We start from the raw sequence: 23,309 nt of genomic DNA on the forward strand, positions 1-23,309 counted from the left end.
GACCCCCGGTCATGACATCGGCCCGGCATCGGGACGCGACATGACCGGGGGTCCCGCCACGGCTGGTCGGGTCAGTTGTCCAGCGTGGCCAGCACCGCGGTGGCCATGCCCTGCTCGCCCCGGGCGTTGGGGTGGAAGGGCGCCGCCGCGTTCTCCGGCACCAGGCCCTCCACCCACCGGGTACCACTGCTCTTGCAGGTGTCCCGCCCGATCGACGGGGTGTAGACGTCGGCGTAGACGGCGTCGTTCGCGGCGGCGGCACCGGCCAGCATGGCGTTGAGCGACGTGGCGACACCCCGCAGGTACGGCACGTCCTGGTAGGCGATCGGCACCAGCGGCCAGCAGCCGTACCCGGAGTCCGGCACGATCGCCGGGTAGCCGAGCACCACGATCCGCGCCCCGGGCGCGGCCCGACGGACCGCCTGGAGGACGGCGGTGACCTTCGGGGCGGTGGCGGTGATCCGGGCCTGCAACTGGTCGGTGCCGCCGGCGGTGTAGAGGCTCTTGCAGGGCGAGCCGAGCGGGCTGCTGAAGCTCGCCTGCGCGCAGTCGCTGATGATGCTGGAGAAGCCGATGTCGTTGCCGCCGATCTGCACCGTCACCAGGGTGGTGTCCGGGGTGACCGCGTCGAGCTGCGGGGGCAGTGGCCGGCCCAGCGAGCCGTTGCCGCCGTAGCGGATGTCGTCGGTGGTGGCCCCGGAGCAGCTCACGTCGACCAACGGCGACGAGCCGGCGGACGCGGCGACCAGGGACGGGTAGTTGCGGTTGGAGCGCAGGCAGTTCAGGTCGACCTGGGTGGGGATCAACGGGCCGGACGTGTACGAGTCGCCGAGGGCGACGTAGCGTCCGGTGGGGACGGCGGCGCTGGCGGGCGCGGCGGCGGCCAGCACACCGGCGGTGGCGGCGGCGAACGCGAGCATCCGGGTGGCGGTCCGCAGCAGCGGCCGGCGGGAACGGGGCATGACGCCTCCCAGGGCGGATCACGGGGGTGGTGCCGCGATCCTGCGCTCTTCCACGCCGGACGTCAATATAGACAGCTCTCGTTACATACCCCTCGGAGCCCGACCGGCCGACGACCTCATCGATTGACGGGGGTCGAATCCGGACGGGATAATCCGCAGCGGAGCCGGGCTGGCTGCGGGCCGAGGGACACCGTACGACCGGAGTGGGCCGGCCGACGGCACATCGCCGTCCGCCGCACACCACGCCAGCACCACGCGGCCATTCGCCCCCGGACCGGGACCACCCCTCCCGCCGGCGGAGCCGCCCCGTCGACGCGGCCGACAGTCGTCGCCGCCCCACCCCTGCGGGAGGATCATCCATGGGACCCATGCGTTCCCGGCTCAGACTTGCGGTGTCACTGTGCGCCGCCACCACCGTCGTCGCCACCGCCGCCCTCGTCGGCACCGTCCCCGCCCAGGCGGCGGCCGGGTGTCGGGTCACCTACACGGTGACGAACCAGTGGCCGGGCGGGTTCGGCGCGAACGTCGACGTCACCAACCTCGGCGACCCGCTCTCCGGCTGGCGGCTCACCTGGACCTTCACCGCCGGGCAGGTGATCAGCCAGTGGTGGAACGGCACGGCCACCCAGTCCGCCGGCCGGGTCACCGTCGGCAACGTGGACTGGAACGCCAACCTCGGCACCGGGGCGAGCGCCCAGTTCGGCTTCGGCGCGACCTGGAACAACGCGGCGAACCCGGTGCCCGTCGACTTCGCCCTCAACGGGGTGCCCTGCACCGGCCGTACCACCGGGCCCACCGCACCACCGACCACCACGCCGCCGCCGACCACCGCACCGCCGACCACGCCGCCGCCCACCACGCCGCCACCGACCACACCGCCGCCCACCACCCCACCGCCGACCACGCCGCCGCCGGTGACGGGGGCGCTCGACCAGACGACGACGGTGGGACGGGTCAGGGCGGTCGGCGGCAGCGCGCAGTACACCTGGCCCGGCATCTACTTCGAGGGCCGGTTCCGGGGCACCGGGGTCGGGATCGTCCTCAACGACTCGCAGAACGACTACCTCGTGCAGGTCGACGGCGCGACCGTCGCCACCCTGGTCACACCGGGCCGGACCACCTACTGGGTCCGCGACCTGGCCGACCGCGAGCACTCCGTACGACTGGTCAAGCGCACCGAGAGCCCGTGGGCCGTCGGCGAGTTCGGTGGCCTCGTCCCCGCCGCCGGTGGGGCGATCCTGGCCCGACCCGCACCCCGCAGCCGGCAGATCGAGTTCATCGGTGACTCGTGGACCGCCGGCTACGGCAACATGTCGACCACCCGCGACTGTTCCGGCAACGGCGGGGTCACCCGCAACTCCAACGCCGACGTCACCTTCGGCGCCCTGACCGCGCAGAGCCTGAACGCCGACTACCAGCTCACCGCCTGGTCGGGGCTCGGCATGGTGCGCAACTACAACGGTGGCGGCACCGACAACTTCCGCACCTACTACGAGACCGACCTACAGGCCCTGTGGAACAGCACGGTATGGCAGAAACCGGCCACCTGGAAGCCGCAACTGGTGGTGGTCGGGTTGGGCATCAACGACTTCTCCACCGCCCTCAACCCCGGCGAACGGTGGGCCACCGTCGACCAGCTCGCGGCCGACTTCCGCAGCGCCTATCTGGCCTTCCTCGACAAGCTGCGCAGCCGGTACGGGCCCGACACGTTCATCGTGCTCACCTACCCCGACCTGTCCCCCACCACCGCGCTGGCCAGCTCCGTGCAGCAGGTCGTGCAGACCCGCGCCAGCCGGGGCGACACCCGGATCCGGTCGCTCTACTACGACGACAACGCACTGGGGCTCGACAAGCTCGGCTGCGACTGGCACCCTTCCCGCCGCGACGACCAGCTCATCGCCGGCGCGCTCACCCGGTTCGTCAACACCCTGCCGCTGACCTGGTGAACCGCTGACGCCGGGCAGGCCACGGCAGCGGGGCCGGTGACGCGGACCGTTCCGCGTCACCGGCCCCTGCGTTCGAGCACCCCGGCTCATCCCCCGGCCGGGCACCGGACCGGCGCACCACGGACCCCCTCCGGAGGCGCACCGCCGACCACCCGTTTATTGACATCATACGTCATACGGATTACGTTTACGTTCATCGATTAATGTGATCACCTGTCCCGCTCCGGTGGCCCCACCGGCACGGCCGGGATCACCGCCGGGGTCGCCGCCACCGTCGGAGTCGGGCAGGCCGGTCGCGCCCCCACCACCCTGATGTCGAAGGAGTTCCCCTGATGTCGAGACACCGACTCGTGGCCGGCGTCGTCGCGGCAGTCGCGACGCTCGCCCTCGCGCTGGGCGGCGCCGCGATCACCACCGGGACCGGGCCGGTCGCCTGGGCCGGGGACGCCGCCCCGCTCGCGGCGACCGCCGGATGCGGCAAGACGCCGACGCTGACCAGCGGCACCCGGACCATCTCCAGCGGTGGCCAGAACCGCACCTTCATCCTGCGGATCCCCGACAACTACGACCGCAACCACCCCTACCGGTTGATCTTCGCGTTCCACTGGAACGGCGGCACCGCCACCGAGGTCGACTCGGGCGGCACCAGCGGCTACCCCTGGTCCTACTACGGCATCCGCGCCCTGGCGAACAACAGCGCGATCTTCGTCGCCCCGCAGGGCATCGGCAACGGCTGGGCCAACAGCGGCGACCGGGACCTGACCTTCGTCGACGACATGATGCGGCAGATCGAGTCGAACCTGTGCGTCGAGACCACCCAGCGCTTCGCCATGGGGTTCAGCTACGGCGGCGGGATGAGCTACGCCATCGCCTGCGCCCGCGCCTCGGCCTTCCGCGCGGTCGCGGTCTACTCCGGCGGGCAGCTCAGTGGCTGCAACGGCGGCACCCAGCCGATCGCGTACATCGGCATCCACGGCCTGCGGGACAACGTGCTGCCCATCTCGACCGGGCGGTCGCTGCGTGACCGGTTCGTCCGCAACAACGGCTGCACCCCGCAGAACCCCCCGGAGCCGGCGCAGGGCAGCCTGACCCACACCGTCACCTACTACTCGGGCTGCCGGGCGGGCTACCCGGTCGCCTGGGCCCCGTTCGACGGCGGACACGCCCCCAACGCCGTGGACGGCACCGCCGACGTGTACGCCCCCGGCGAGAAATCCTGGACCCGGCCCGTGGTGTGGAACTTCTTCACCCAGTTCGACGGCACCACGCCACCCACCACCCCGCCGCCCACCACCACCCCGCCCGCGACCCCCACCACGCCCCCGGCGACCCCGACCACGCCCCCGCCCGGCGGTGGCGGATGCACCGCGACCGTGTCGGTCAACCAGTGGAACGGCGGCTTCACCGCCTCCCTGCGGGTGACCGCCGGCTCCGCCGGCACCACCGGCTGGACGGTCAGCACCACCCTGCCCGGCGGCGCGAGCGTCACCAACACCTGGAACGCCACCGCCAGCGGCAGCACCGGGACGGTCCGCTTCACCAACGTCAACTACAACGGCCAACTCGCCCCCGGCCAGGTCACCGAGTTCGGCTTCCAGGGCAACGGCAGCGGATCCGGGCTCACCCCCACCTGCACCGCCCGCTGACCGACCCGGCCACGGCCGGGCTGATCACGGCCGGCCGGGTCACCGCAGGGTCGGTCAGGGACCCGGCGGGACGGCGGGAAACCCGGCGGCCGGTGGGCGGGAGCGCATCCCGTCCACCGGCCGCAGCCCGCCGTCCCGCCACGGCCGGGGTCGGCCGACGCGCCGGCCGCTGTCACCCGATCCGCGAAATTCGTGGCGGCCGATCGGCGATCCCCCGGTCCGACCCGACTCCGGCTGCCATGATGGCGGACGTGGGAGCTGCGAAAACGAACACGCCTGCTGTCTCGCCGTTGACCGGCGAGCCGATCAAACGCGCCGATGCGGAGCGGCTCGCGGGAGTGCTGAAGGCATTCGCCGACCCGGCCCGCCTACGACTGCTCAGTCTCATCCAGTCCGCCCCGCAGGGCGAGGCGTCCGTCACCGACCTCACCGCGCCGCTCGGCCTGTCCCAGCCGACGGTGAGCCACCACCTGCGGATCCTCACCGAGGCCGGGCTGATCGAACGCGAGAAGCGGGGGGTCTGGGCGTACTACCGCACGGTGCCGTCCACGATCGCCGCGATCGCCGACCTGTTGACCCCGCCCCGCAAACGGGCCACGAAGAAGACCCGCTGACCCGTCACCACCCGCTGAACGCCACCAGGAAGGCCACCCCCAGCCCGCCGAGCACCACCAGGTAGCCGACGCCGATGAACAGGGCCCGCCGGTGCCGCAACGGCATCGGCAGGAAGCCGACGAGGGCGAGCAGCACCCCGAGCAGGGCACCCCCGGTGGGAGCGCCCAGCACCACGAGCTGACCGGCCGGCCCGCAGATCAGCAGGCCCTCGGTGCCCTCGGTGCCGCAGCCGTCGGCCGCCATCGGCAGGAACATCCCGACCAGCGCCACCGCCAGGGCGAGCGCGACCAGGAGCAGCACCGCCACCACCGCGCCGACGGTGGCCGCCACGCCGCTGCGCCGGTTGACCGCCGGCACCGCCACTCCGCCCTGCGGACCACCCGTGACCACCATGCCCAGCCTCCCGCCCGGTACCCGTGACCGCCGGTCACCACGGTGGGCGGCGGCACGCCGTACCGCGTCGGGTCGGGGGTGCTCCCCGGCCACCGGTCCGGCGCGAGAGCGAGCGTAGGCGACGCGACCCCGCCGGGAGGAGGACCGTCCGGCCGGTTCCGCGACCCCGACCGGCACCGGATCACGTCGTCCTCCCGGGTGCGCCACATTCATCATATAGGCCGGTCAAGCCGTCCGGATCGTCCCGGATGACGATTTCTGCCACCCCGTACCGGGCCTACTCTCGACCGGTCCGGGCTGCGGGGCCCGGCGGGAGAACGGGGGGCCCGTGTCCGAGACGACCCGGCAGATCGCCATCGAACAGCAGGTGGTCGACCAGGTGTACGCCCGCCTGGAGGTCATGCGCGCGCAGGCCCGGCAGCTCGGCGAGGAGGGGCGTCGGCGGGCCGGCGGCGGGCCGGCCACCGGGCTGGTCGAGCGGGACGCCATGGTGCTGGGCGCCGCCAGCCGGATGTCCGACCTCGACGGTCAGGAGGAGGGGATCGTCTTCGGCCGGCTCGACTACGACGACGACGAGACGTACCGCATCGGTCGGTTGGGGGTCCGCGACGCCGACCGGGAACCGCTGGTGGTGGACTGGCGGGCCCCCGCCGCCGCCCCGTTCTACCGGGCCACCCCCGGCGAGCCGCTCGGGGTGACCCGTCGCCGCGTGATCACCTGCGCCGGGCGTACCGTGGTCGGCCTCGACGACGAGGTGTTGTCGGCCACGCCCGTCGACGGGGTGGTCGGCGAGGGTGCCCTGCTCGCGTCGCTGACCCGGGAACGCGGCGCGCACATGCGCGACATCGTCTCGACCATCCAACGCGAGCAGGACGAGGCGATCCGCGCGCCGACCCACGGCGTCACCCTGATCACCGGCGGTCCGGGGACCGGCAAGACGCAGGTGGCCCTGCACCGGGCGGCCTACCTGCTCTACCGCGACCGGGGCAGGTACGCCGACGGCCGGGTGCTGGTGGTCGGCCCGTCCACCGTGTTCACCGAGTACATCGGGCGGGTGCTGCCCGGCCTCGGCGAGGACAGCGTCCACCTGCGCGCCGTCGGTGAGCTGTTCGACGGTGTCGTGGCGACCCGGCGGGACCGCGCCGAGGTGGCCCGCACCAAGGGTGACCTGCGGATGGTGCGGGTGCTGACCGACCTGGCCTGGGACACCCCGCCGAACGTGCCGGACCGGCTGTGGGGTCTCGACGCCGACGACCTGGCGCGGGCCCGCCGGGAGGTCCGCCGCCGGTGCGAGGCCGCCGGGATCACCCCCAACGCCGCCCGGCCGCAGGCCGCGACGGTGCTGGCGGAACTGCTGCCCGGCCGGGAGGTCCCCGACGCCTTCCTGACCGCCTGGTGGCCGACCCTGACCCCGCAGGACGTCCTGCCCGCCCAGCGGGGCGAGTGGTCGGTGGACGACGTCCCGCTGCTCGACGAGCTGGCCGAGATCCTGGGCCGACCGCCACGGGTCGCCGAGGTCCAGCCCGAGTGGCAGCGCCGGGAACTGCGCAGCGGCATCCGGCTGGCGGAGACCTTCGTGCTGAGCCCGAGCCTCGCCGACGGGTGGCAGCTCTTCGCCCCCGGCCTGGCCACCCCCATGGCGCAGTCCGGGCAGTCGCTGGACAGCGGCCACTGGGGTGCCCAGCGCTGGGCGGCGGCGATCATCCTCCGGGAGGGTCACCAGGTGGTGGGCTGGGTCGACGGCGTCGACCCGTACGGCGAAGAGGGTTACGTTCCGGTGCTGGCCGAGCCGCTACCGGTGGCCGAGGCCGAGGAGCCCGTCGCGGACGCCTACCAGCACGTCATCCTCGACGAGGCGCAGGACCTGTCGCCGATGGAGTGCCGGGTGATCGCCCGCCGGGCCGAGTACGCCTCGATGACCATCGTGGGTGACCTCGGTCAGGCGACCCACCCGCTGGCCGCCGGCTCGTGGCCGGAGCTGGTGCGACGGCTCGGCAAGCGGACCGCCCGGACGCTGGACCTGCCCACCGGTTACCGGGTGCCCGAGGTCATCGCCGACTTCGCGGCCCGCGCCCTGCCGCCCGGCATCGCCCCGACCCGGTCGTTCCGGCCCGGCGGCAGCCTGGAGATCCGCCGGGTCGACGACCTGGCCGCGGCGGTGGCCGGGGAGACCGGGACCGTCATCGCCCCCGACCACCTGGCCGAAGCCCTGCACGCGGTCCCGGTCAGCCAGGTCAAGGGCCTGGAGTACGACCGGGTGGTGCTGGTCGAACCCGCCGACATCGTCGCCGCCGAACCCCGGGGCATGAACCGGCTCTACGTCGCCCTGACCCGGGCCATCGGAGAGCTGGTGATCCTGCACAGCAAGCCGCTGCCGGAGCAGCTCACCCGCGACTGAGCCGGCGGGTTCAGCCGGCCCCACGGGGCGGGACGCCGGGCTTCAGCCCGCACCACGGGGCGGGACGCCGGGCTTCAGCCCGCACCACGGGGCGGGACGCCGAGCGCGGCGCACGCCTGCTCGTACATCCGGACCACCTCGCGGCGGATCTCGACCCGCTCGGTGAGCCGGTGGGCGAACGGCAGCCGCACCGGCACCTCGATGTCGTCGATCGTGACGGCGAAGTCCATCCCGTCGGCGTCGAGCCCGGTCACCCGGGCCCGGGTGGCGTCCGGGCAGCCGCCGAGGGTCCGGCAGATCAGCAGCGAGTCCGCGGCGTGGTCGTCGTTCATGTGCCGGCTGACCGCCGTCACCGTGTCCGCGTCGAACGGCTGCCCGGTCACGCCACCGCCTCCGTGATCTCCGGGCCGTCCGGCACGTGCCGGGCCAGGGCCGCGAACACCGCCGTGTTGTGCCGGTACGCCACCAGCACCTCGTCGAGCAGCGCCGCCTCGTCGGCCGGGCTCAGCGCCAGCGCGTCCAACCGGGCCCGGTACGCCTCCTTGTACGCCTTCGGCCGGGTGATCAGGTCGAAGGCGTAGAAGGCCACCCCGGACCCGTCGGTCAGCCCGTACCGTCGGGCCACCGCCCGCCCGATGTACAGCCCGCCGGAGAGGTCACCCAGGTAGCGGGTGTAGTGGTGGGCGATGAACCGTACCGGGGAGGTGCCGGCCACGGCCCGGATCCGGTCGGCGTAGGCCACCGTGGCCGGCTGCGGCGCGGTGCGCAGCGCCCAGTCCGGCCCGGCCAGCTCGGTGAGGTCCGCCTCCAGGGCCGGCAGCCGGGTCAACGCGTCGTCGACGAAACCCCCGGCGACCGGGTCGGACCGCATCGCCTCGGCGGCCGACTCCAACGCCTGGTAGAGGGCGTGGTGCTGGACCACCAGGTCGAGGTATCCGGCGAGGTCCAGCTCACCGGCGACCAGGGCGGTGACGTAACGCTGGCCCTCGGCGGCGGCGTGGGCGCCCTGGGTAGCGGCCCGCAACCGGGCCGAGAACGGCAGGGGTGGGGTGTCCATCTATTCCTCCGTGACGCAGGTGTTCCGGGCCGGGCCCCGACGGCGGGGCACGACCAGCGGCAGGCGGGTGTCGGGGTGCGGCACGACCTCGATGTCGTGCCGGTAGACCTCGCTGAGCAGGGGCGCGGTCAGCACCGTGTCGGGGGGTCCGGCGGCCCGGACCCGCCCGTCGGCGAGCAGGGTGACCCGGTCGGCGTACGCGCCGGCCAGGGCGAGGTCGTGCAGCACCACCACGACGGCGTCCCCGGCGGCGGCACGGTCCCGGGCGATCCGCATGACCAGCTCCTGGTGGTGCAGGTCGAGGGCGGCGGTCGGTTCGTCGAGCAGCAGCACCCCGGCCCGCTGGGCCAGCACCCGGGCCAGCGCGGCGCGGGCCTGCTCACCACCGGACAGTGACGGGAAGGGCCGGGCGGCGAACCGGATCACGTCACAGCGGCGCATGGTCTCGGCCACCACCGCGTCGTCGTGGGCCTCCTCGGGTCGGCCGGCCCAGGGCGCCCGGCCCATCCGGACCACCTCGGCCACGGCGAACGGGAAGCTCAGGGCGCTGCGCTGGGTCAGCACCGCGCGGCGCATCGCCAGTTCCACCGCCGACCACTCGGCCAGCGGCCGGCCGTCGACCTCGACGGTGCCGGCGGCGAGCGGCAGGTCACCGCTGACGGCGGCCAGCAGGGTGGACTTGCCGGCCCCGTTCGGGCCGACCAGGGCGTGCAGTTCACCGGCGCGGATGGCGAGGTCGACCCGGTCGAGCACCGGCCGGCCGGCCCGCTCGACCCGTACCCCGGTGGCCCGGACCCGGGTGGAACCCGGCGTGGTGGGGGCCGGCACCCGGGGCGTCGACCGGCGGCCGAGCAGCCGCAGCGGCCCCCGACGCCGGCGTTCCCGTACGCTCACCACGCCCTCCCACCGTGCGTGCCCGCCGGCTGCCCGCTCACGCCCAGCCTCCCGCGCGGTCGCGGGTGCGGCGCAGCAGCCAGAAGAAGGCGGGTCCACCCACGACGGCGGAGAGCACCCCCAACGGTAGTTCCTGATAGTCCACGAGGGTACGGGCGGCGAGGTCGGCGGCGACGACCACGATCGCGCCGCCGAGCGCGCTGGCCGGCAGCAGCAGCCGGTGCCCGGGGCCGGCGACCATCCGCACCAGGTGGGGCACGACCAGGCCGACGAAGCTGATGATGCCGGTGAAGGCGACCGCCGCCGCGCCGAGCAGCGCGGTGACCACGATCATCCGGACCCGCAGCCGTTCCACGTCGACCCCGAGGTGCCGGGCGGACCGCTCGCCCAGGGCCAGCAGGTCCAGCCGCCGGGCGTCGGCGAGGGTGGCGAGCAGCCCGACCGCGAGGCACGGCGCGGCCAGCGAGACCGCCGACCAGTTGGCCTGCGCCAGGCTGCCCAGGTTCCAGAAGGCGATGGCCTGCACACCCGACTCGTCGGCGACGAACATCAGCAGCCCGATGGCGGCACCGGCCACGGCGTTGACCGCGACGCCGGTGAGGACCAGGGTGACCACCTCGGTCCGGCCGCCGGAGCGGGCCAGCAGGTAGACCAGCCAGGTGGTGGCGAGGCCACCGGCGAACGCGGCGGCGGGCACCGTCCAGCCGCCGAGGACGGTGACGCCGCTGACGATGGCCAGCGCCGCGCCGACCGCCGCGCCGGCCGAGACGCCGATGACGCCCGGTTCGGCCAGCGGGTTGCCGAACACCCCCTGCATGACCGCACCGGCGCAGCCGAGCGCCGCACCGACGACGGCGGCGAGCGCGACCCGGGGGAAGCGGACCAGCCACAGTGCGCTCTCACCGTGCACGGCGGCGGGCCGGGGGCCGAGGTCCAGGCCGAGGCGGTGCAGCACCGAGCCGAGCACCTCCGCCGGGGCGACGGCGACCTGCCCCCGGCCGGCGGCGACCAGGGCGACCAGCAGCAGGCCGGCCGTCAGCCCGGTGAGCAGGACCGGTCCGCGCCGGACCCGACGGCGGGGGCGGCCGGTCCCGGTGTCGCCGGTGGCCGGGCGGGTGCCGGTGACGGTCATCGCGGGCCCCGGCAGTGCAGCGCGTCGGCCAGCGCCCGGACCACCTGCCCGGAGCGGGTGCCGAAGGTGAGCAGGACGCCGTCGTCCATGTCGACGACCCGGCGGGCGGCCCCGGCCGGGGTCTGCCCCACCCCGGGGAGCCTGAGCAGGCCGTCGACGCCGCCGACGGACTCCAGCCCACCGCTCATCACCAGGATCACGTCCGGGGCCGCGTTGATCAGCCCTTCACTGGTCAGCGGGCGGAACTTCGCCAGGCCGATCGCGCTGCCGGCGTCCACTCCCCCGGCGGCCTCGATCATGGCGTCGCTGCCGGCGCCCCGCCCGCCGATCAGGTAGACCCCGGCGGTGCCGCGCAGGTAGAGGAAGGCGACCCGGGGGGCGGCGTCGGCGGGCGCACCGGCGCGGGCGGCGGCGATGTCGGCCTCGATCCGGGTGACCAGCCGGTCGCCGGCCGCGCCGACACCGAGCGCCGCCGCGACGGCCCGTACGTGCCCGGGGACGGCGTCGAGGGTCTGTTCGGCGGCGACCAGGACCACCGGGATGCCGGCGGCGCGTAGCTGCCGCAGCGTCTCGGGTGGACCGATGCTGTCGTCGGCGAGGATCACCGTGGGGGCCAGCGCGAGCACCGCCTCGGCGGACAGGTCGTGCCCGGCCGGGGTGACCACCGGCAGGTGGGCGGCGGCCGGGAAGGTGGTCGAGGTGTCCCGGCCGACGACGTTGCCGCCCAGGCCGAGGCTGAACACGATCTCGGCGATCGACCCGTAGAGGTTGACCGGCAGGATGCGGGTGGCGTCGGCGACCGTGGTGACGACGCCGTCGGTGGAGGTGACGGTGACCGGCAGGGCCGGGGCCGGCGGCGGGGTCAACCCGGTGACGTCGGTGTCGCCCACGGCGGCGGTGACCGGGCCGCAGGAGGCCGGTGTCCCCGGCCGGGCCTCGGCGGCCGGGTCGGTGCAGCCGACCAGCGCCCCGGCGAGCAACACCAGGACGAGCGGCAGCGCGCGCCGGGTCACGACGTGGCCCGGCGTCGACGACGCCGGCGCAGGCCGGCGAGCAGGGCCGCCCCGAGCAGGGGCACGACCAGCGCCACGAGCCACCAGCGACCGGTGTCGGAGGCGGCGCTGACCCGGGTCACCTGCGCCTGCCCGTCCGCGTCGGCCGGGCCCACCGGCCCGGCCGCTCCACCGGTGCCGGCGGGGGCGACGGCGGTGGCGGTCGGTGCCGGTGCGCCACCGGTGGGCGTGCCGGCCGCGCCGGCCGGGGCCGCCGCCGGTGGGGTGGTCCGGGCGGCACCGCCGGTGGTCGCCGGGGCGGCGACGGCCTGGGTACGGGTCGGCGTGGCCACCGCTGCGGCAGCGAAGGTGACCGGTACCCGGACGTCCTGGGAGCGGTCGGCGGCGCGGGTGTGGTCGGCGCGGGAGGCGACCACGCAGCGGCTGACGGTGCAGTCGACCGTGCCGATGCGGGAGTTCACGGTGAGGGTCACCCGGAACGAGCCGCCCGGCCCGTACGGGGCGGCCAGTCCCTCCCCGTAGGAGGGTGGGTCGGAGGAGATCCAGTGCGACGCGCCGGTGCTGCCGGTGGTGTCGGCCCCGCCACCGCACGGGCTGGGGGCGACGCCGGCCCCGTTGTCCACGCAGAAGGCGACGTAGATGCCCTTGGTGACGTCGTATCCGCTGCCGGTGACGGTCACCGTGGCCCCGGTGCGGGCCACCCCGCTGGTGGGGGTGGCGGTGAGGGTCTGCCCGGCGGGGCCCCGGCCGGTGCCGGCGTGGGCCGGCGTCGACCCCACACCGATACTGACAGTGATCAGAATGGTGGTCAGAATGGCGCGAGGCAGTGCCCGCATCAGGCTCCTCCCATGACGGATCGGGCCGGCTGCCACACCGACCGTAGCTAAGGTTTGCCTAACCTAAGCGACCGATCCGCTGTTCACAAGAGGTTCTTCGGCCCAAGATCTTCAACCGCTCGCCGGGTGCCGCAGTAGTTAGGTTTGCCTAACCTCAACCACTGTCCGTATTGGGTACCAGAGAGGGAGCAGCATGGTCAGATCCAGCACCAATGCCGGCCGGTGGCGCAGGTCGCGCTGGGCGGCGGTCGCCCTGCTCGGCGCGTCGACCGTCCTCATCGGGGTCGGCCCCGCGCAGGCCGCCGGGGCGGAGGTCCACTCCGGCAGCCTGACCTGGGGTTTCAAGGCGTCGTTCCGCGCCTACGTGAACACCGGCAACGGCAACCCGCCGATCGCCGCCAGCGACGGCGCCACCATCAACAGCGACGGCACCTTCACCTTCCCGGCGAAGGGCGGCACGTACGACGACGGCACCGGCGCCATCGACGCCAGGTACGGCGGGAAGATCGTCTTCTCGTACCCGGCGCACTTCTTCACCATCGCGTTGGCCAACCCGACGGTCGTCGTGACCGGTGGCACCGCCGCCGTCAAGGCGGACGTCGACCTCACCACCACGGCGGCCGAGCCGGTCTCGGTCCGCCAGGCCACCATCGCCACCGTCACCACGAGCGACGGCAACCCCGGTGGCAGCGGCGGCACGGTGACCGCGACCGACCTGGCGGCGACGCTGACCGCCGAGGGAGCCTCGGCGTTCAACGGCTTCTACTCCGCCGGCTCCGCGCTCGACCCGCTGTCGTTCACCCTCTCCACCGGTGGCGGCGGCGAACCGGCCGCACCGACGGTCGGCGTCACCCCGGCCACCGGGCTCGACCCGGCCGGGGCGACGATCACGGTCAGCGGCAGCGGTTTCGACCCGGAGGCCAACGGGGCGGCGGGGATCTACGTCTCCTTCGGCCGCAAGGTCGACGAGCACTGGACGAACGCCGGTGTCCTCCAGGTCACCAAGTGGGTCAACAAGTCCAACGAGCCGACCGAGGCGCGCGACCGGCTCAACGCCGACGGCACGTTCCGCACCACCCTGCCGATCAGCGCGGTCTACACCGACCGCACCGGGACATCCGTGGACTGCACGAAGGTCCAGTGTTATGTGATCACCTTCGCCGCCCGGGGCGCGGCCGACCGGAGCCAGGACACCTTCACCCCGGTGACGTTCAGCCGCACCCCGGCCGGTGGCGGCGACGCCAGCCAGCAGATCACCACCACCGTCACCGGTGGCGCGCTGACCCTCGGCGTGACCGGTTCCTCGGTCGCCCTGCCGGCGGTCAGCAACGGGCAGGTCACCACCGGGGCGCTCAACGCCGCCACCGTGGCCGACCTGCGCGGCACCAACGCCGGCTGGAGCCTGGTCGGGCAGGTCGCCGACTTCGCCTCGGCCACCGGCGGCACCATCGCCGCGGACAACCTCGGCTGGACGCCGAACGCCGCCGTCGGCACCGACGGCCTCGCCGGCACCCCCGGCGTGGTCACCCCGGGCGCGCCCGCCGCGCCCGGTGCCGGCCTGGGCACGGCACGTGCGCTGTGCACCTCGGCCACCGGCGCGAGCAACGGCACCTTCACCTGCGGTGCCGAACTCCAGCTCGGGGTTCCGGCGTCCGCTGCGGCGGGCGACTACAGCGCGGTGCTGACCCTCACCCTCTCCTGATCCGGCAACACCCCGGTGGGACGGGCTCGCCACCCGTCCCACCGGACCCGATCACCCCTCCGGAGCCCGGCATGTCCCTGCGTACCACCCTGATCCGGGCGAGCGTCGTGCTCGCCGCCGCGCTGTTGGTGGCGGCGGCCCCGCCCGCACCGGCCCCCGCCGCGCCCGCCCCGTCGCCCGGCCCGGCGGCCGGGGCCGCCGAGACCGGCGCGGCGCGCTGGGCCGTCCAGCCGTCCAGCGCCAAGGGCCCGACCGGGCGCAACTACTTCATCTACGACCTGGCCCCGGGCAGCACCCTGACCGACCACGTCGGCGTCACCAACCTCGGCGACGGCCCGGTCACCTTCGACGTGTACGGCACCGACGCCTACACCTCCACCGACGGCGCGTTCGCCCTGCTGCCGGCGGATCGGCCGGCCACCGACGTGGGCTCCTGGATCAGGGTCGACCGGCGCGAATGGACGATTCCGGCGGGTAAGCGGGTCGACATCCCGTTCCGGCTCACCGTGCCGGCCAACGCCACCCCGGGCGACCACACCGGCGGGGTGATCGGTGCCGTCGCCCGGGTCCGGACCACCGCCGACGGGCAGCGCGTCCTGGTCGACCAGCGGCTCGCCGCCCGGGTCTACCTGCGGGTCACCGGCCCGGTCCGGCCGGCCGTCACCGTGGAGGCGGTCGACGTCTCCTACGACAACCCGGTCAACCCCTTCGGCGGCGGCGACCTGGTGGTCCGCTACCGGCTGCGCAACGACGGCAACGTCCGGGTCGGCGGCAGCGGCACGGTGACCGTACGCGCGCCGTTCGGCCGGGAACAGGCCCGCACCGCCCCCACCGACCTGCCTGAGCTGCTGCCCGGGGCCACCTTCACCGTCACCGAGCGGATCACCGGCGTACCACCGCTGCTGCGGTTGACCGCCGAGGTCGACATCGCGGCCACCAGCACGGACACCGCGCTGCCGCCGGTGGTCCGTACCGCCGGGGTGTGGGCCCCGCCGTGGCTGCTGCTGGCCCTGCTCGCCGGGGCGGCCGGCTGGGCCGGGCTACGGTGGTGGCGACGGAAGGCCGCCGTCGGTCGACCGTCCACCCCGGACCCGGCCGACACCCCGCGACCGGCCGCAACCGTCTCCGCCGCGACCGGCGCTGCCGCCACCGGGCCGACCCCGGCTGCCGCCACCGGGCCGACTCCGGCTGCCGCCACCGGGCCGGCCCCGGGTGCCGACCCGCGTCCCGACGCCCCGCCCGCCCGATGACCGGGCCGCTGCGTGCCGTCACCCTGCTGGCCGTGGCCGCCGCGCTGGCGCCGGCCCCGGGGGCACCCGCCCCGGCCGGCACCCCGGCGGGCGGTGGTCCCGGCGTCACCGTGCCGGCGGGGACGCTGCGCATCGGGCAGCGGGTGCTGGTCGGCCTCGACGGCTGGCCCGCCGGCACCGTGCAGGCCGAGGTGTGCGGCAACGCCGCCCGGCGCGGCGCGCTCGACTGCGCAACCGGGGCGGCCACCCACGGCCAGGTGCCGCCGGCCGGCCGGGCCACCCTGCCGGTGCTGGTGGCCGCCCCACCGGTGGCCTGCCCGTGCGTGCTGCGGGTCCGGACGCCGACCGGCACGGCCATCGCCGTGGCCGACCTGACGCTGGCCGGGGTGACCGCCCCGGCCGCCGCGCCGACCGCCCCGCCCGGGCTGACCCTGGTGACGGTGCGGGCCGTCGACCGGTCCGGGCCGCGCGGGTGGTTCGGCCTGCCGGGCGAACTCGCGGTGCGGATCACCCTGCACAACCCCGGCACGGAGGACGTCACCGACCCGCCGTTGCGGCTCACCGTCGGGCCGCCCGGCCGGGCCCGGACCATCGTGGCCGCCCCGGCGGTGGGCACCATCGCCGCCGGGCAGACCCGGGAGTACCACGTCGCGGTGCCCACCGACGCGGCCCCGTTCGGCCGGTACGAGGTGGACGGCCGGATCGCGGTGCCCGGTCGGCCGCTCGCGTTCACCGTGGCGGCGGCCCGGCGGCCCTGGGGACTACCGGTCGCCGCCGCCGTCCTCACGATCGTGCTGCTGCTCGCCCGGCCGGCACGACGCCGGGTACCCGCCGCGACACCCGGGCGACCAATCAGCAAGTGATCGCTTGCGCAAACGACTGTTTCCGTTATCGTGGAGCTGTGCCCCCCGCTCCCGTACCCGTCGCACCCGGTCCGGATCTCGACGCGGCCTTCGCCGCGCTCGGTGACCCGGTCCGACGCGCCCTGGTGGCCCGCCTCGCCCACGGTGACGCCACGGTGGGACAGCTAGCCGCGCCGTTCGACCTGACCCCACAGGCGATCTCGCACCACGTCGGGGTGCTGCGCCGCTGCGGCCTGGTCGAGCAGCGACGCGAGGGCACCCGTCGCCCCTGCCGCCTCAGGACCGATCAGCTCTCGCTGCTCGGCACCTGGATCGACGAGCAGCGGCGCACCTGGAACGACCGGCTCGACGCCCTGGAGCACCACCTCACCGACGACGGGACGGCCCGGTGACCGACGCGCACCTGCGGGGCGACGAACTGATCGCCCGACGGCGGCTCGCCGCGCCGCCCGAACGGGTCTGGGCCGCCTTCACCTCGCCGACCGGCATCACCGCCTTCTGGGGCGGCTCGCACGCCACCGTGCCATCCGGGTCGGTGACCGTCGACCTGCGCCCCGGCGGAGAGTTCGCGCTCGACACCCGCGCGCCGGACGGCCGCACCCGTCGGCTCCGGTTCGTCTACGTGCGCGTCACCGCACCGCACGAACTCGTCTTCGACGAACCGGCCACCGGCCTACGCACGAGCGTCACCCTCCGCCCCGCCGCCGACGGCACGGACCTCACCGTCCACCAGCGACGGCTTCCCCCCGAGCTACGCACCGCCCAGGCCGTCGACGGGCTCGCCGCGATCCTCGACGCCCTCGCCGCACACCTGCGCCAGCCCGGCCCGACGCCGGCACCCGACCACGTGACGACGGAGCAACCATGACGCCACAGACCCAACGCGACCTCGTCGCGGAGTACTTCGCCGGGTTCCGGACGAGCGACCACCCGCGCATCCTCGCGACCCTCACCGACGACGTCGAGTGGGTCATCCACGGTCACCGGAGCACCCACGGCAGGACGGAGTTCGATGGGGAGATCGAGAACCCCGCGTTCACCGGCAGTCCGACGCTCGACGTCCACCGCGTGCACGAGGACGGCCCGGTCGTCGTCGTCACGGGCGAGGGCCGGGGAGTCAGCGTCGACCACGGGCCGTTCCGCTTCGCCTTCAACGACCTGTTCACCTTCCGCGACGGGCTGATCGCCCGGGTCGACTCCTACGTCGTGCCGCTACCCTGAGGCGACGCCGCGACAACCCGCACCGCACCGGCCCGGGAGGCGCGTCGACAGGGCCTCCGGCCCCGCACCGGCACGGCGACGCAGCCCGCGGGCGTCGCGGGGCCGACGCCACGAGCGCCGGCCCCGCCGTCGTCGACCTGCTCAGTTACTGAAGAAGGTGCACTGGAACGCCATGTCGTCCACCCGTACGGGGCCGCTGCCACCGAGCAGGGAGACCCGGACGAACACCTGGCTCGGGCCGTTGGCGTAGCTCGCCACGTCGTGCCGTCGCCAGACGGTGTCGGTGATCCGGACGGTGCGCAGCGCGAGGTAGGTCCAGCTTGCCGGATCGATCACCTCGACGTTGAGCACCGCCGGCCCGCTGACCGCCTGGACGAAGAACCCACCGCCGCAGGTGGTGTTGTGCCCGGCGGTACGCGGCCGCACGGTGAGCAGCTTGCCCACCCCGGACCAGCCGCCGGCCGACGTCGTGAGAATGGCGTTGTTCGCACCGGAGTGGGCCTTCCCCGCGCCCAGCTCGAAGGCACCGCTGCCGGCACCGGAGCGGTGGAACTCCCACACCGCCGCCGGGCTGCTCTCGAACCCGTCGGTGTGCTGCCAGAGGTCCGCCTGGGCGGGGCTGACGGCCACGGTGAGGGCCACCGTCGTCGCCGCGACGGCCGCGGCGGTGAGGCGTACGGCCCGGGTGAGTGCGGTTCTCATCGCTGACTCCTCTGCTCGTCGCCGCACGTCACGGCGCACCGTAGATGACGACCTGGTACGTGGTGATCGCCTCTCCCACCGGCTGGTGCCAGGTGCGCGGCGAGGAGTTGCACTGGCTGCCGTTGCGGTTGGCGTGCGAGTTCAGCCCGTACCCGGTGTTGCCGGCGAAGAGCGGCCCACCACTGTCACCGCCGAGGGTGCAGATGTTGGTCTCGATCATCTGACGTACGGTGCCGCCCGCGCCGTTGACCGTCACGTTGGTCTTGAGCACGGAGCCGCACCTGAACCCGGTGGTCCTGCCCGAGTTGCAGACCGACAGCCCGCTCACGGCCGTCGCCCAGCCGTGGATGCTGCGGCTGGTGTTGTTCCACAGGTTGATGGTGCCGGTGGCCCAGACCGACGGACCGTTCATCCAGATGAGGCCGAAGTCGTTCTCCGGGTAGTTGCTCTCCAGCGACGGCCCGACGTCCTGGCCGTTGGGCAGCGTCCAGTGCGGGTAGCCCTGGGTGCAGTGGCCGGCCGTGATGATGTAGTTGAAGGTGTAGTCGGTGGCGGTGAAGCCGGCCGAGCAGCCACCCAACGAGTCCCCGCTGGAGATCCCGACGTTCGGCTGGATCGGGCCGGTGCCGGTCTCGAACCGGACCGCCGTGCCGAACCGGCGCGCCGCCGAGCGTTGCACGGCGTTCTTCGCTCCCGACGCCGGCAGGCTCACCACCACCTGGTTGGTCGCCGGGTCCACCCCCCACGTCGTGCCGGGTTCACTCGCTGCGGCCTCCAGCGTCCGCTGGATGGTGCGCAGTTGCCGTTCGCCCCGGGCGACGAGGCGCGCCGTCGCGCCGGCGGCGGTCACCTTCGCGGCGGCAGCGGCGTCGGTGACGGTGACGACGAGGGCGCCGTCGGACAGGTACGCCCCGCCCGAGCTGGCACCCAGCTCGGTGGTCAACCGGTTGGCGAGCCGTACGTGGGCGTCCTCGGCGCGCAGCAGCTTCTCGGCGGCGTCGCGGCTGATGCCCCGCTGCGCGGCGATCGCCTCGGCCATGTCCGCCGCCCCGGTCGCCCGGCCCGACCCGGCGACGGCAGCGGCGGACGCCGGGGCGGCCCGGCCGTCGGCGCGGGCCGGATCCGCCGCGCCCCCGGGGCGAGCCGGCCGGTCGACCGGCCCCGCCGCCGCGGCCGTCGGGACGAGGGCCACCGACGACACCGCGACCAGTGCCACGGCGAGCAGGGACCTACGGCTCGGTGTTCTCCTGTCCGGCCGGCTGATGACACGTTCTGACATTCACCACTCCCATCACGAGAGGACCCGTCGGCCGGACCATGGGCCGACCGGACGGCAATCCTCGCAACGGGCGGTGGGAGGGGAGGGGGATGCTGGACGCGGCTGGACACGCCCGGACACCTGACGTGCCGGGCCCGGCGGAGCAGGGAGGCGGGGTGGCCCCCTGACCGGGCCACCCCGCGTTCGCACCCCTCACCGGCGGGCGGGTACGACACCCCGCCGGCCGGTCCTGACGGGGGCGCGGGTCAGAAACGCGCCCAGTCGTCGGCGGCGGGACGCCACACGTCGATGTTGCGCGGGTCGACCGCCATCCGGCGGGCCCGGTGGGTCTCGTGCTCCTCGGGGGTGAACACCCGGTGCCTGTCGCACAGTTCGTAGCGCGGGCCGTGCCGGGTGTCGTGCATGTAGAAGGCGATCGACGTGGACGCCGAGTGGTTGACCAGGTCGGAGGCGATCGGGACCTGCTTGTACTGGGCCCGCGCCCGGCCGCGCATCACGTGGTCGAAGCTCTTCATCATGAAGCACAGGTGCGCGACGTAGAACTCGTTGTTGCGCTGGATCGCCAGGCTGTGGTGGTAGCGGTCCTCGCTGCGCAGGAAGACCGTGACGTCGCCGACGTGGTCGGACTCCAGGAAGCCGAGCACCTTGGTGTAGAACGCCAGCGTCTCGTCGTACTTGTCGGTGGCGAGGAACGGGTGCACCAGGTCCAGCGGGCGCAGCTCGATCAGCGGCGGCTCGGCGTACTCCTGGAACTCGGTGAACAACTCGACGATCAGCCCGTTGGGGTCGCGCACGGCGAAGCCCCGCTGGACCAGGCCCTTGACCCGGTCGGCCAGCTCGAACACCTCGTGCCCGGCGGCGGTGACCCGCTCCCGCAGGTCGTCCAGGACGGCGTCGTTCTCGACGCTGAACCCGACCGCCGTGGTCCACGACTCGGTACGCTGCGGCGCGGCGACCAGCTCGATGCTGTGGTGTTCGAGGTCGGCGCGCAGGAACGCGTACTCGTCGTCGTGCTGCTCCAGTTGCAGCCCGACGTGGTACTGAAGGAACTCGATGGAGGCCGCGAGGTCGGGCACCTCGATCCGGGCGTACTCCATGCCGTAGGGCCCACGGCGGCGGGCGGTGGCCTCGGTGGTCATCTGTGACCCCTCTCGATGGGCTGGGCGTCCCCGGCGGTGGGGAGACTGACGATGGCCTGACGCTCGATGACCGGCCGCCAGCGTTCCCGGACGAACCGCTCGTGCGAGTCGCTGTGCAGGTAGTCGAGCAGGTCCTGCTCGGTGGGGAACTCCACGACGAAGCCGTGGGTCATGCTGGTGTCGCGGGTGCTGACGTTGACCCCGCTGCGCCAGTTGCGCATCGCGGGATAGCGGCTCGGGAAGGTCTCCAGCTCGGCCAGGACGGACTCGGCCGCGCCGGGCGGCAGGTCGTCGCGGAACCGGAAGACCAGCATGTGGGTGATCATGGCGGCCGGCTCAGAGGATGAAGCTGAGTCGGGCGCCGGGGTCCATCGACTCCATCACCGGCACGGCCCGGCGCAGCCGGAACCGCAGCCCGTCCGGGTCGACCTTGAGCACGTGCTCGTAGCGGCCCACGTAGGTGTAGGCGCCGTTGTCGCGGTACCGGTGGATGATGAAGTTGGCGCTGATCCAGACGGTCTCCGCGCCGGCCTCCAGCAGCAGCACGTTGGAGACCATCCGGTGGGTCCGCGAGTGCGGGTTCTCGGCGTGCGCCTTGCGGCTCTTGAGCCGCTTGACCCGGGCCTGGATCAGCTCGTAGTCGTCGGCCACGAAGTACCCGGCGGTGGTGGCGTCCCAGCCGGCCCAGTCGGTGGTGGGGACCTCCAGCCGGCCACCCGGCTCGATGAGGGTGAGCCACTCGTCGAGCCGCCACTCGTCGAGCAGTTGCGCCTCCCGGTAGAGGAACTCCTCCACCTCGGCCCGGGTCACCTCGCGCGATGCCACACTGACCACTCCCCCACGGCTGCCTGCCGTCGTCGACGCGCTCACTTGCCCGCACCCCCCGTGGCGGGTCCGGCGGCGGGCGTACCGGCCGGCGGGTCGCCGGCCACGCTGGTGCCCGCCCCGACCACCTCGGCCCAGCGCCGCCAGAAGCTGCGCATCGCGCCCTCGTCGATCGAGCGGCCCTGGTTGCCCTGCTTCTCGTTGGCCATGCCCCGCGACATGTCGCTCCAGTCGTGGGCGGGGTCGACCGAGTCGGCGGTCGCGGTGATGCCGCGCTGCACCGCCTCGTACGCCTCGATGTCGTCGGGGGTGGCCAGGCCGCCCGGCCCGACGAAGCTGACCATCGTCTTGATCCGCAGCGCGCGGACCGACTCCGGCTCGCCGACCTCGACGAACTGCCACGCCCGCACGTCGGTGCGGTCGGCGGCGACCGGTTCGAGCTGCCGGATGGTCAGCGCCTCCAGGTCGAACAGCAGCAGGTTGGGGAAGACGAACAGGATGCGGCTGGCGTCGGCCACCTCGGCGGCGAGTTCGGGGCCGAGGCGGGCCTCCAGCTCGCGGCGCTTGGCGACGGTGCGGGCCTTCTCCTCGTCGCCGAAGCGGGGTTCCCAGACCATCCCGATCCGGCCGTTGTGCCCGGTGAGCACGAGCAGCCCGTGGCCGCCGCCGAGGTCGTAGGCGTACTGGTCGTCGTCGGTGACGGCGAAGCCGGTCTCCCGCAGGTAGCCGACGAAGGTGTTGTGGGTGGGGGCGAAGTGGTAGCCGTCCATCGCGTTCTCGACGGCGAGCTTCCAGTTGCCCTTCACGCTGTAGAGCTGCACGCCCGGCAGGGTGGTCATGCCGTGCTCGCCGATCTTCGCGGTCAGCGACATGTAGTGCGCGGCCGGCCCGAGGTGGGTCAGCAGGTCGGGGACGTCCTGGTCGAAGGCGACGAAGACGAAACCCTCGTGGATCTGGAGCCGGGGCACCTGGCGCAGGGCCATCGACGCCCGGAAGGCCGGATCGTCGGGGTACGCGTCGTCGCCGGGCAGCGCGGCCAGTTCGCCGGAGTTGCTGAACGCCCAGGCGTGGTAGAAGCACTGGAAGAACTTCGTGTTGCCCTCGCTGTGCCGGCACAGCACGGTGCCCCGGTGGGTGCAGGCGTTGAAGAACGCCCGCACCTGGCCCCCGGCGTCCCGGCAGAAGATCAGCGGTCGACCGCCGAGGGTGCGGGTCTTGAAGTCACCCGCCTTCGGGATCTCGGTCTCGTGGCCGAGATAGAGCCAGGTGTGATTCCAGATCCGGTCGACCTCGGCCCGGAACACCTCGGGGTCGCGGTACGCCGAGCGGTGCACCCGGAACCGCAGCGCCTCCCAGTCCTCGTCGATCATCGCGCCGTCACCGGTGGCACCGAGCGGACGTACCGGCGTCTGCTGCGCCATCACCTCACCGCCTTC

24 protein-coding genes are annotated in these 23,309 nt (G+C 74.0%); 10 read left to right on the forward strand and 14 right to left on the reverse strand.

Translation table 11 applies throughout. The features are described from left to right. Positions 1 to 71: 71 nt before the first annotated feature. Positions 72 to 962 (reverse strand): SGNH/GDSL hydrolase family protein, encoded by an 891-nt coding sequence (locus ACN268_RS08775; protein ID WP_421482638.1) that lies wholly within the window; start codon positions 960 to 962, stop codon positions 72 to 74. A gap of 359 nt (positions 963 to 1,321) precedes the next feature. Between ACN268_RS08775 and ACN268_RS08780 the strand changes: the two genes are divergently transcribed. From ACN268_RS08780 to ACN268_RS08790, 3 genes are all read left to right on the forward strand, one after another. Then, complete coding sequence (locus ACN268_RS08780; protein WP_421482640.1) at positions 1,322 to 2,908, forward strand: cellulose binding domain-containing protein; 1,587 nt, start codon at positions 1,322 to 1,324, stop codon at positions 2,906 to 2,908. A gap of 332 nt (positions 2,909 to 3,240) precedes the next feature. Then, on the forward strand, positions 3,241 to 4,554 hold the full coding sequence (locus tag ACN268_RS08785; RefSeq protein WP_421482641.1) for a cellulose binding domain-containing protein: 1,314 nt from the start codon (positions 3,241 to 3,243) through the stop codon (positions 4,552 to 4,554). Between the two features lie 242 nt (positions 4,555 to 4,796). After that, the gene (locus ACN268_RS08790; RefSeq protein WP_088647720.1) at positions 4,797 to 5,168 is read left to right on the forward strand and encodes an ArsR/SmtB family transcription factor; all 372 of its coding nucleotides are present in this window, start codon (positions 4,797 to 4,799) and stop codon (positions 5,166 to 5,168) included. Positions 5,169 to 5,172: 4 nt separating this feature from the next. Here the strand turns inward: ACN268_RS08790 and ACN268_RS08795 are convergent, their stop codons facing one another. After that, positions 5,173 to 5,562: a hypothetical protein gene (locus ACN268_RS08795; RefSeq protein ID WP_421482642.1), complete on the reverse strand. Its 390-nt coding sequence runs from the start codon at positions 5,560 to 5,562 to the stop codon at positions 5,173 to 5,175. 328 nt (positions 5,563 to 5,890) lie between these two features. Here ACN268_RS08795 and ACN268_RS08800 point away from each other — a divergent pair, with 328 nt between their 5' ends. After that, positions 5,891 to 7,960 (forward strand): HelD family protein, encoded by a 2,070-nt coding sequence (locus tag ACN268_RS08800; RefSeq protein ID WP_421482643.1) that lies wholly within the window; start codon positions 5,891 to 5,893, stop codon positions 7,958 to 7,960. Positions 7,961 to 8,034: 74 nt separating this feature from the next. Here ACN268_RS08800 and ACN268_RS08805 read toward each other — a convergent pair whose 3' ends face one another. The 6 genes from ACN268_RS08805 to ACN268_RS08830 are packed head-to-tail and all read right to left on the reverse strand — an operon-like array spanning position 8,035 to position 12,892. Further along, entirely contained in the window at positions 8,035 to 8,343 is a 309-nt protein-coding gene (locus ACN268_RS08805) for a DUF2470 domain-containing protein (protein WP_421482644.1), read from the reverse strand. Further along, entirely contained in the window at positions 8,340 to 9,017 is a 678-nt protein-coding gene (locus ACN268_RS08810; RefSeq protein ID WP_421482646.1) for a heme oxygenase (biliverdin-producing), read from the reverse strand. Before ACN268_RS08810 ends, ACN268_RS08805 begins: the two co-directional genes overlap by 4 nt. Next, positions 9,018 to 9,911, reverse strand: coding sequence for a heme ABC transporter ATP-binding protein (locus ACN268_RS08815; protein ID WP_421482647.1), 894 nt, complete (start codon positions 9,909 to 9,911; stop codon positions 9,018 to 9,020). A gap of 37 nt (positions 9,912 to 9,948) precedes the next feature. Further along, positions 9,949 to 11,043, reverse strand: coding sequence for a FecCD family ABC transporter permease (locus tag ACN268_RS08820; RefSeq protein WP_421482648.1), 1,095 nt, complete (start codon positions 11,041 to 11,043; stop codon positions 9,949 to 9,951). Next, complete coding sequence (locus ACN268_RS08825) at positions 11,040 to 12,056, reverse strand: heme/hemin ABC transporter substrate-binding protein (protein WP_421482650.1); 1,017 nt, start codon at positions 12,054 to 12,056, stop codon at positions 11,040 to 11,042. The genes ACN268_RS08820 and ACN268_RS08825 overlap by 4 nt, the downstream gene beginning before the upstream one ends. Continuing rightward, positions 12,053 to 12,892: a hypothetical protein gene (locus ACN268_RS08830; RefSeq protein WP_421482651.1), complete on the reverse strand. Its 840-nt coding sequence runs from the start codon at positions 12,890 to 12,892 to the stop codon at positions 12,053 to 12,055. Before ACN268_RS08830 ends, ACN268_RS08825 begins: the two co-directional genes overlap by 4 nt. A gap of 193 nt (positions 12,893 to 13,085) precedes the next feature. Here ACN268_RS08830 and ACN268_RS08835 point away from each other — a divergent pair, with 193 nt between their 5' ends. The 6 genes from ACN268_RS08835 (at position 13,086) to ACN268_RS08860 (ending at position 17,928) form a co-directional block, all read left to right on the forward strand. Beyond that, the gene (locus ACN268_RS08835; RefSeq protein ID WP_421482652.1) at positions 13,086 to 14,594 is read left to right on the forward strand and encodes an HtaA domain-containing protein; all 1,509 of its coding nucleotides are present in this window, start codon (positions 13,086 to 13,088) and stop codon (positions 14,592 to 14,594) included. A gap of 71 nt (positions 14,595 to 14,665) precedes the next feature. Beyond that, positions 14,666 to 15,844, forward strand: a complete 1,179-nt coding sequence (locus tag ACN268_RS08840; RefSeq protein ID WP_421482653.1) for a WxL protein peptidoglycan domain-containing protein — start codon at positions 14,666 to 14,668, stop codon at positions 15,842 to 15,844. Next, complete coding sequence (locus ACN268_RS08845; RefSeq protein ID WP_421482654.1) at positions 15,841 to 16,707, forward strand: hypothetical protein; 867 nt, start codon at positions 15,841 to 15,843, stop codon at positions 16,705 to 16,707. The genes ACN268_RS08840 and ACN268_RS08845 overlap by 4 nt, the downstream gene beginning before the upstream one ends. A gap of 38 nt (positions 16,708 to 16,745) precedes the next feature. Next, positions 16,746 to 17,099 (forward strand): ArsR/SmtB family transcription factor, encoded by a 354-nt coding sequence (locus ACN268_RS08850; RefSeq protein ID WP_363658277.1) that lies wholly within the window; start codon positions 16,746 to 16,748, stop codon positions 17,097 to 17,099. Further along, a complete protein-coding gene (locus ACN268_RS08855; protein ID WP_363658275.1) occupies positions 17,096 to 17,575 on the forward strand; it encodes an SRPBCC family protein in 480 nt (159 codons plus the stop codon). The genes ACN268_RS08850 and ACN268_RS08855 overlap by 4 nt, the downstream gene beginning before the upstream one ends. Next, on the forward strand, positions 17,572 to 17,928 hold the full coding sequence (locus ACN268_RS08860) for a nuclear transport factor 2 family protein (RefSeq protein WP_363658273.1): 357 nt from the start codon (positions 17,572 to 17,574) through the stop codon (positions 17,926 to 17,928). Before ACN268_RS08855 ends, ACN268_RS08860 begins: the two co-directional genes overlap by 4 nt. A gap of 141 nt (positions 17,929 to 18,069) precedes the next feature. Here the strand turns inward: ACN268_RS08860 and ACN268_RS08865 are convergent, their stop codons facing one another. The 6 genes from ACN268_RS08865 to ACN268_RS08890 all read right to left on the reverse strand — a co-directional run bounded on the left by ACN268_RS08865 (position 18,070) and on the right by ACN268_RS08890 (position 23,294). Continuing rightward, positions 18,070 to 18,630, reverse strand: a complete 561-nt coding sequence (locus tag ACN268_RS08865) for a hypothetical protein (RefSeq protein ID WP_421482655.1) — start codon at positions 18,628 to 18,630, stop codon at positions 18,070 to 18,072. Between the two features lie 28 nt (positions 18,631 to 18,658). After that, a complete protein-coding gene (locus tag ACN268_RS08870) occupies positions 18,659 to 19,909 on the reverse strand; it encodes a S1 family peptidase (RefSeq protein WP_421482657.1) in 1,251 nt (416 codons plus the stop codon). A 245-nt stretch (positions 19,910 to 20,154) separates the two neighbouring features. Then, positions 20,155 to 21,048, reverse strand: a complete 894-nt coding sequence (locus tag ACN268_RS08875) for a VOC family protein (protein WP_088647651.1) — start codon at positions 21,046 to 21,048, stop codon at positions 20,155 to 20,157. Beyond that, positions 21,045 to 21,374, reverse strand: a complete 330-nt coding sequence (locus ACN268_RS08880) for a Dabb family protein (protein ID WP_088647650.1) — start codon at positions 21,372 to 21,374, stop codon at positions 21,045 to 21,047. Before ACN268_RS08880 ends, ACN268_RS08875 begins: the two co-directional genes overlap by 4 nt. Positions 21,375 to 21,384: 10 nt before the next feature. Next, positions 21,385 to 21,873 (reverse strand): aromatic-ring-hydroxylating dioxygenase subunit beta, encoded by a 489-nt coding sequence (locus ACN268_RS08885; RefSeq protein WP_158224284.1) that lies wholly within the window; start codon positions 21,871 to 21,873, stop codon positions 21,385 to 21,387. Between the two features lie 41 nt (positions 21,874 to 21,914). Then, positions 21,915 to 23,294: an aromatic ring-hydroxylating oxygenase subunit alpha gene (locus ACN268_RS08890; RefSeq protein ID WP_421482658.1), complete on the reverse strand. Its 1,380-nt coding sequence runs from the start codon at positions 23,292 to 23,294 to the stop codon at positions 21,915 to 21,917. Positions 23,295 to 23,309: the final 15 nt, after the last annotated feature.

Source organism: Micromonospora sp. WMMD735 (genome assembly GCF_049178995.1).
In the GTDB taxonomy this organism is placed as follows: Bacteria; Actinomycetota; Actinomycetes; order Mycobacteriales; family Micromonosporaceae; genus Micromonospora; species Micromonospora wenchangensis.

Excerpts from the sequence above, each read along its gene's own strand:
- ACN268_RS08870 (WP_421482657.1), bottom strand. The coding sequence starts at position 19,909 with ATGTCAGAACGTGTCATCAGCCGGCCGGACAGGAGAACACCGAGCCGT.
- ACN268_RS08780 (WP_421482640.1), top strand. The coding sequence starts at position 1,322 with ATGGGACCCATGCGTTCCCGGCTCAGACTTGCGGTGTCACTGTGCGCC.
- ACN268_RS08845 (WP_421482654.1), top strand. The coding sequence starts at position 15,841 with ATGACCGGGCCGCTGCGTGCCGTCACCCTGCTGGCCGTGGCCGCCGCG.
- ACN268_RS08790 (WP_088647720.1), top strand. The coding sequence starts at position 4,797 with ATGGCGGACGTGGGAGCTGCGAAAACGAACACGCCTGCTGTCTCGCCG.
- ACN268_RS08840 (WP_421482653.1), top strand. The coding sequence starts at position 14,666 with ATGTCCCTGCGTACCACCCTGATCCGGGCGAGCGTCGTGCTCGCCGCC.
- ACN268_RS08775 (WP_421482638.1), bottom strand. The coding sequence starts at position 962 with ATGCCCCGTTCCCGCCGGCCGCTGCTGCGGACCGCCACCCGGATGCTC.
- ACN268_RS08865 (WP_421482655.1), bottom strand. The coding sequence starts at position 18,630 with ATGAGAACCGCACTCACCCGGGCCGTACGCCTCACCGCCGCGGCCGTC.
- ACN268_RS08785 (WP_421482641.1), top strand. The coding sequence starts at position 3,241 with ATGTCGAGACACCGACTCGTGGCCGGCGTCGTCGCGGCAGTCGCGACG.
- ACN268_RS08875 (WP_088647651.1), bottom strand. The coding sequence starts at position 21,048 with ATGACCACCGAGGCCACCGCCCGCCGCCGTGGGCCCTACGGCATGGAG.
- ACN268_RS08820 (WP_421482648.1), bottom strand. The coding sequence starts at position 11,043 with ATGACCGTCACCGGCACCCGCCCGGCCACCGGCGACACCGGGACCGGC.
- ACN268_RS08880 (WP_088647650.1), bottom strand. The coding sequence starts at position 21,374 with ATGATCACCCACATGCTGGTCTTCCGGTTCCGCGACGACCTGCCGCCC.
- ACN268_RS08810 (WP_421482646.1), bottom strand. The coding sequence starts at position 9,017 with ATGGACACCCCACCCCTGCCGTTCTCGGCCCGGTTGCGGGCCGCTACC.
- ACN268_RS08830 (WP_421482651.1), bottom strand. The coding sequence starts at position 12,892 with ATGCGGGCACTGCCTCGCGCCATTCTGACCACCATTCTGATCACTGTC.
- ACN268_RS08835 (WP_421482652.1), top strand. The coding sequence starts at position 13,086 with ATGGTCAGATCCAGCACCAATGCCGGCCGGTGGCGCAGGTCGCGCTGG.
- ACN268_RS08795 (WP_421482642.1), bottom strand. The coding sequence starts at position 5,562 with ATGGTGGTCACGGGTGGTCCGCAGGGCGGAGTGGCGGTGCCGGCGGTC.
- ACN268_RS08860 (WP_363658273.1), top strand. The coding sequence starts at position 17,572 with ATGACGCCACAGACCCAACGCGACCTCGTCGCGGAGTACTTCGCCGGG.
- ACN268_RS08890 (WP_421482658.1), bottom strand. The coding sequence starts at position 23,294 with ATGGCGCAGCAGACGCCGGTACGTCCGCTCGGTGCCACCGGTGACGGC.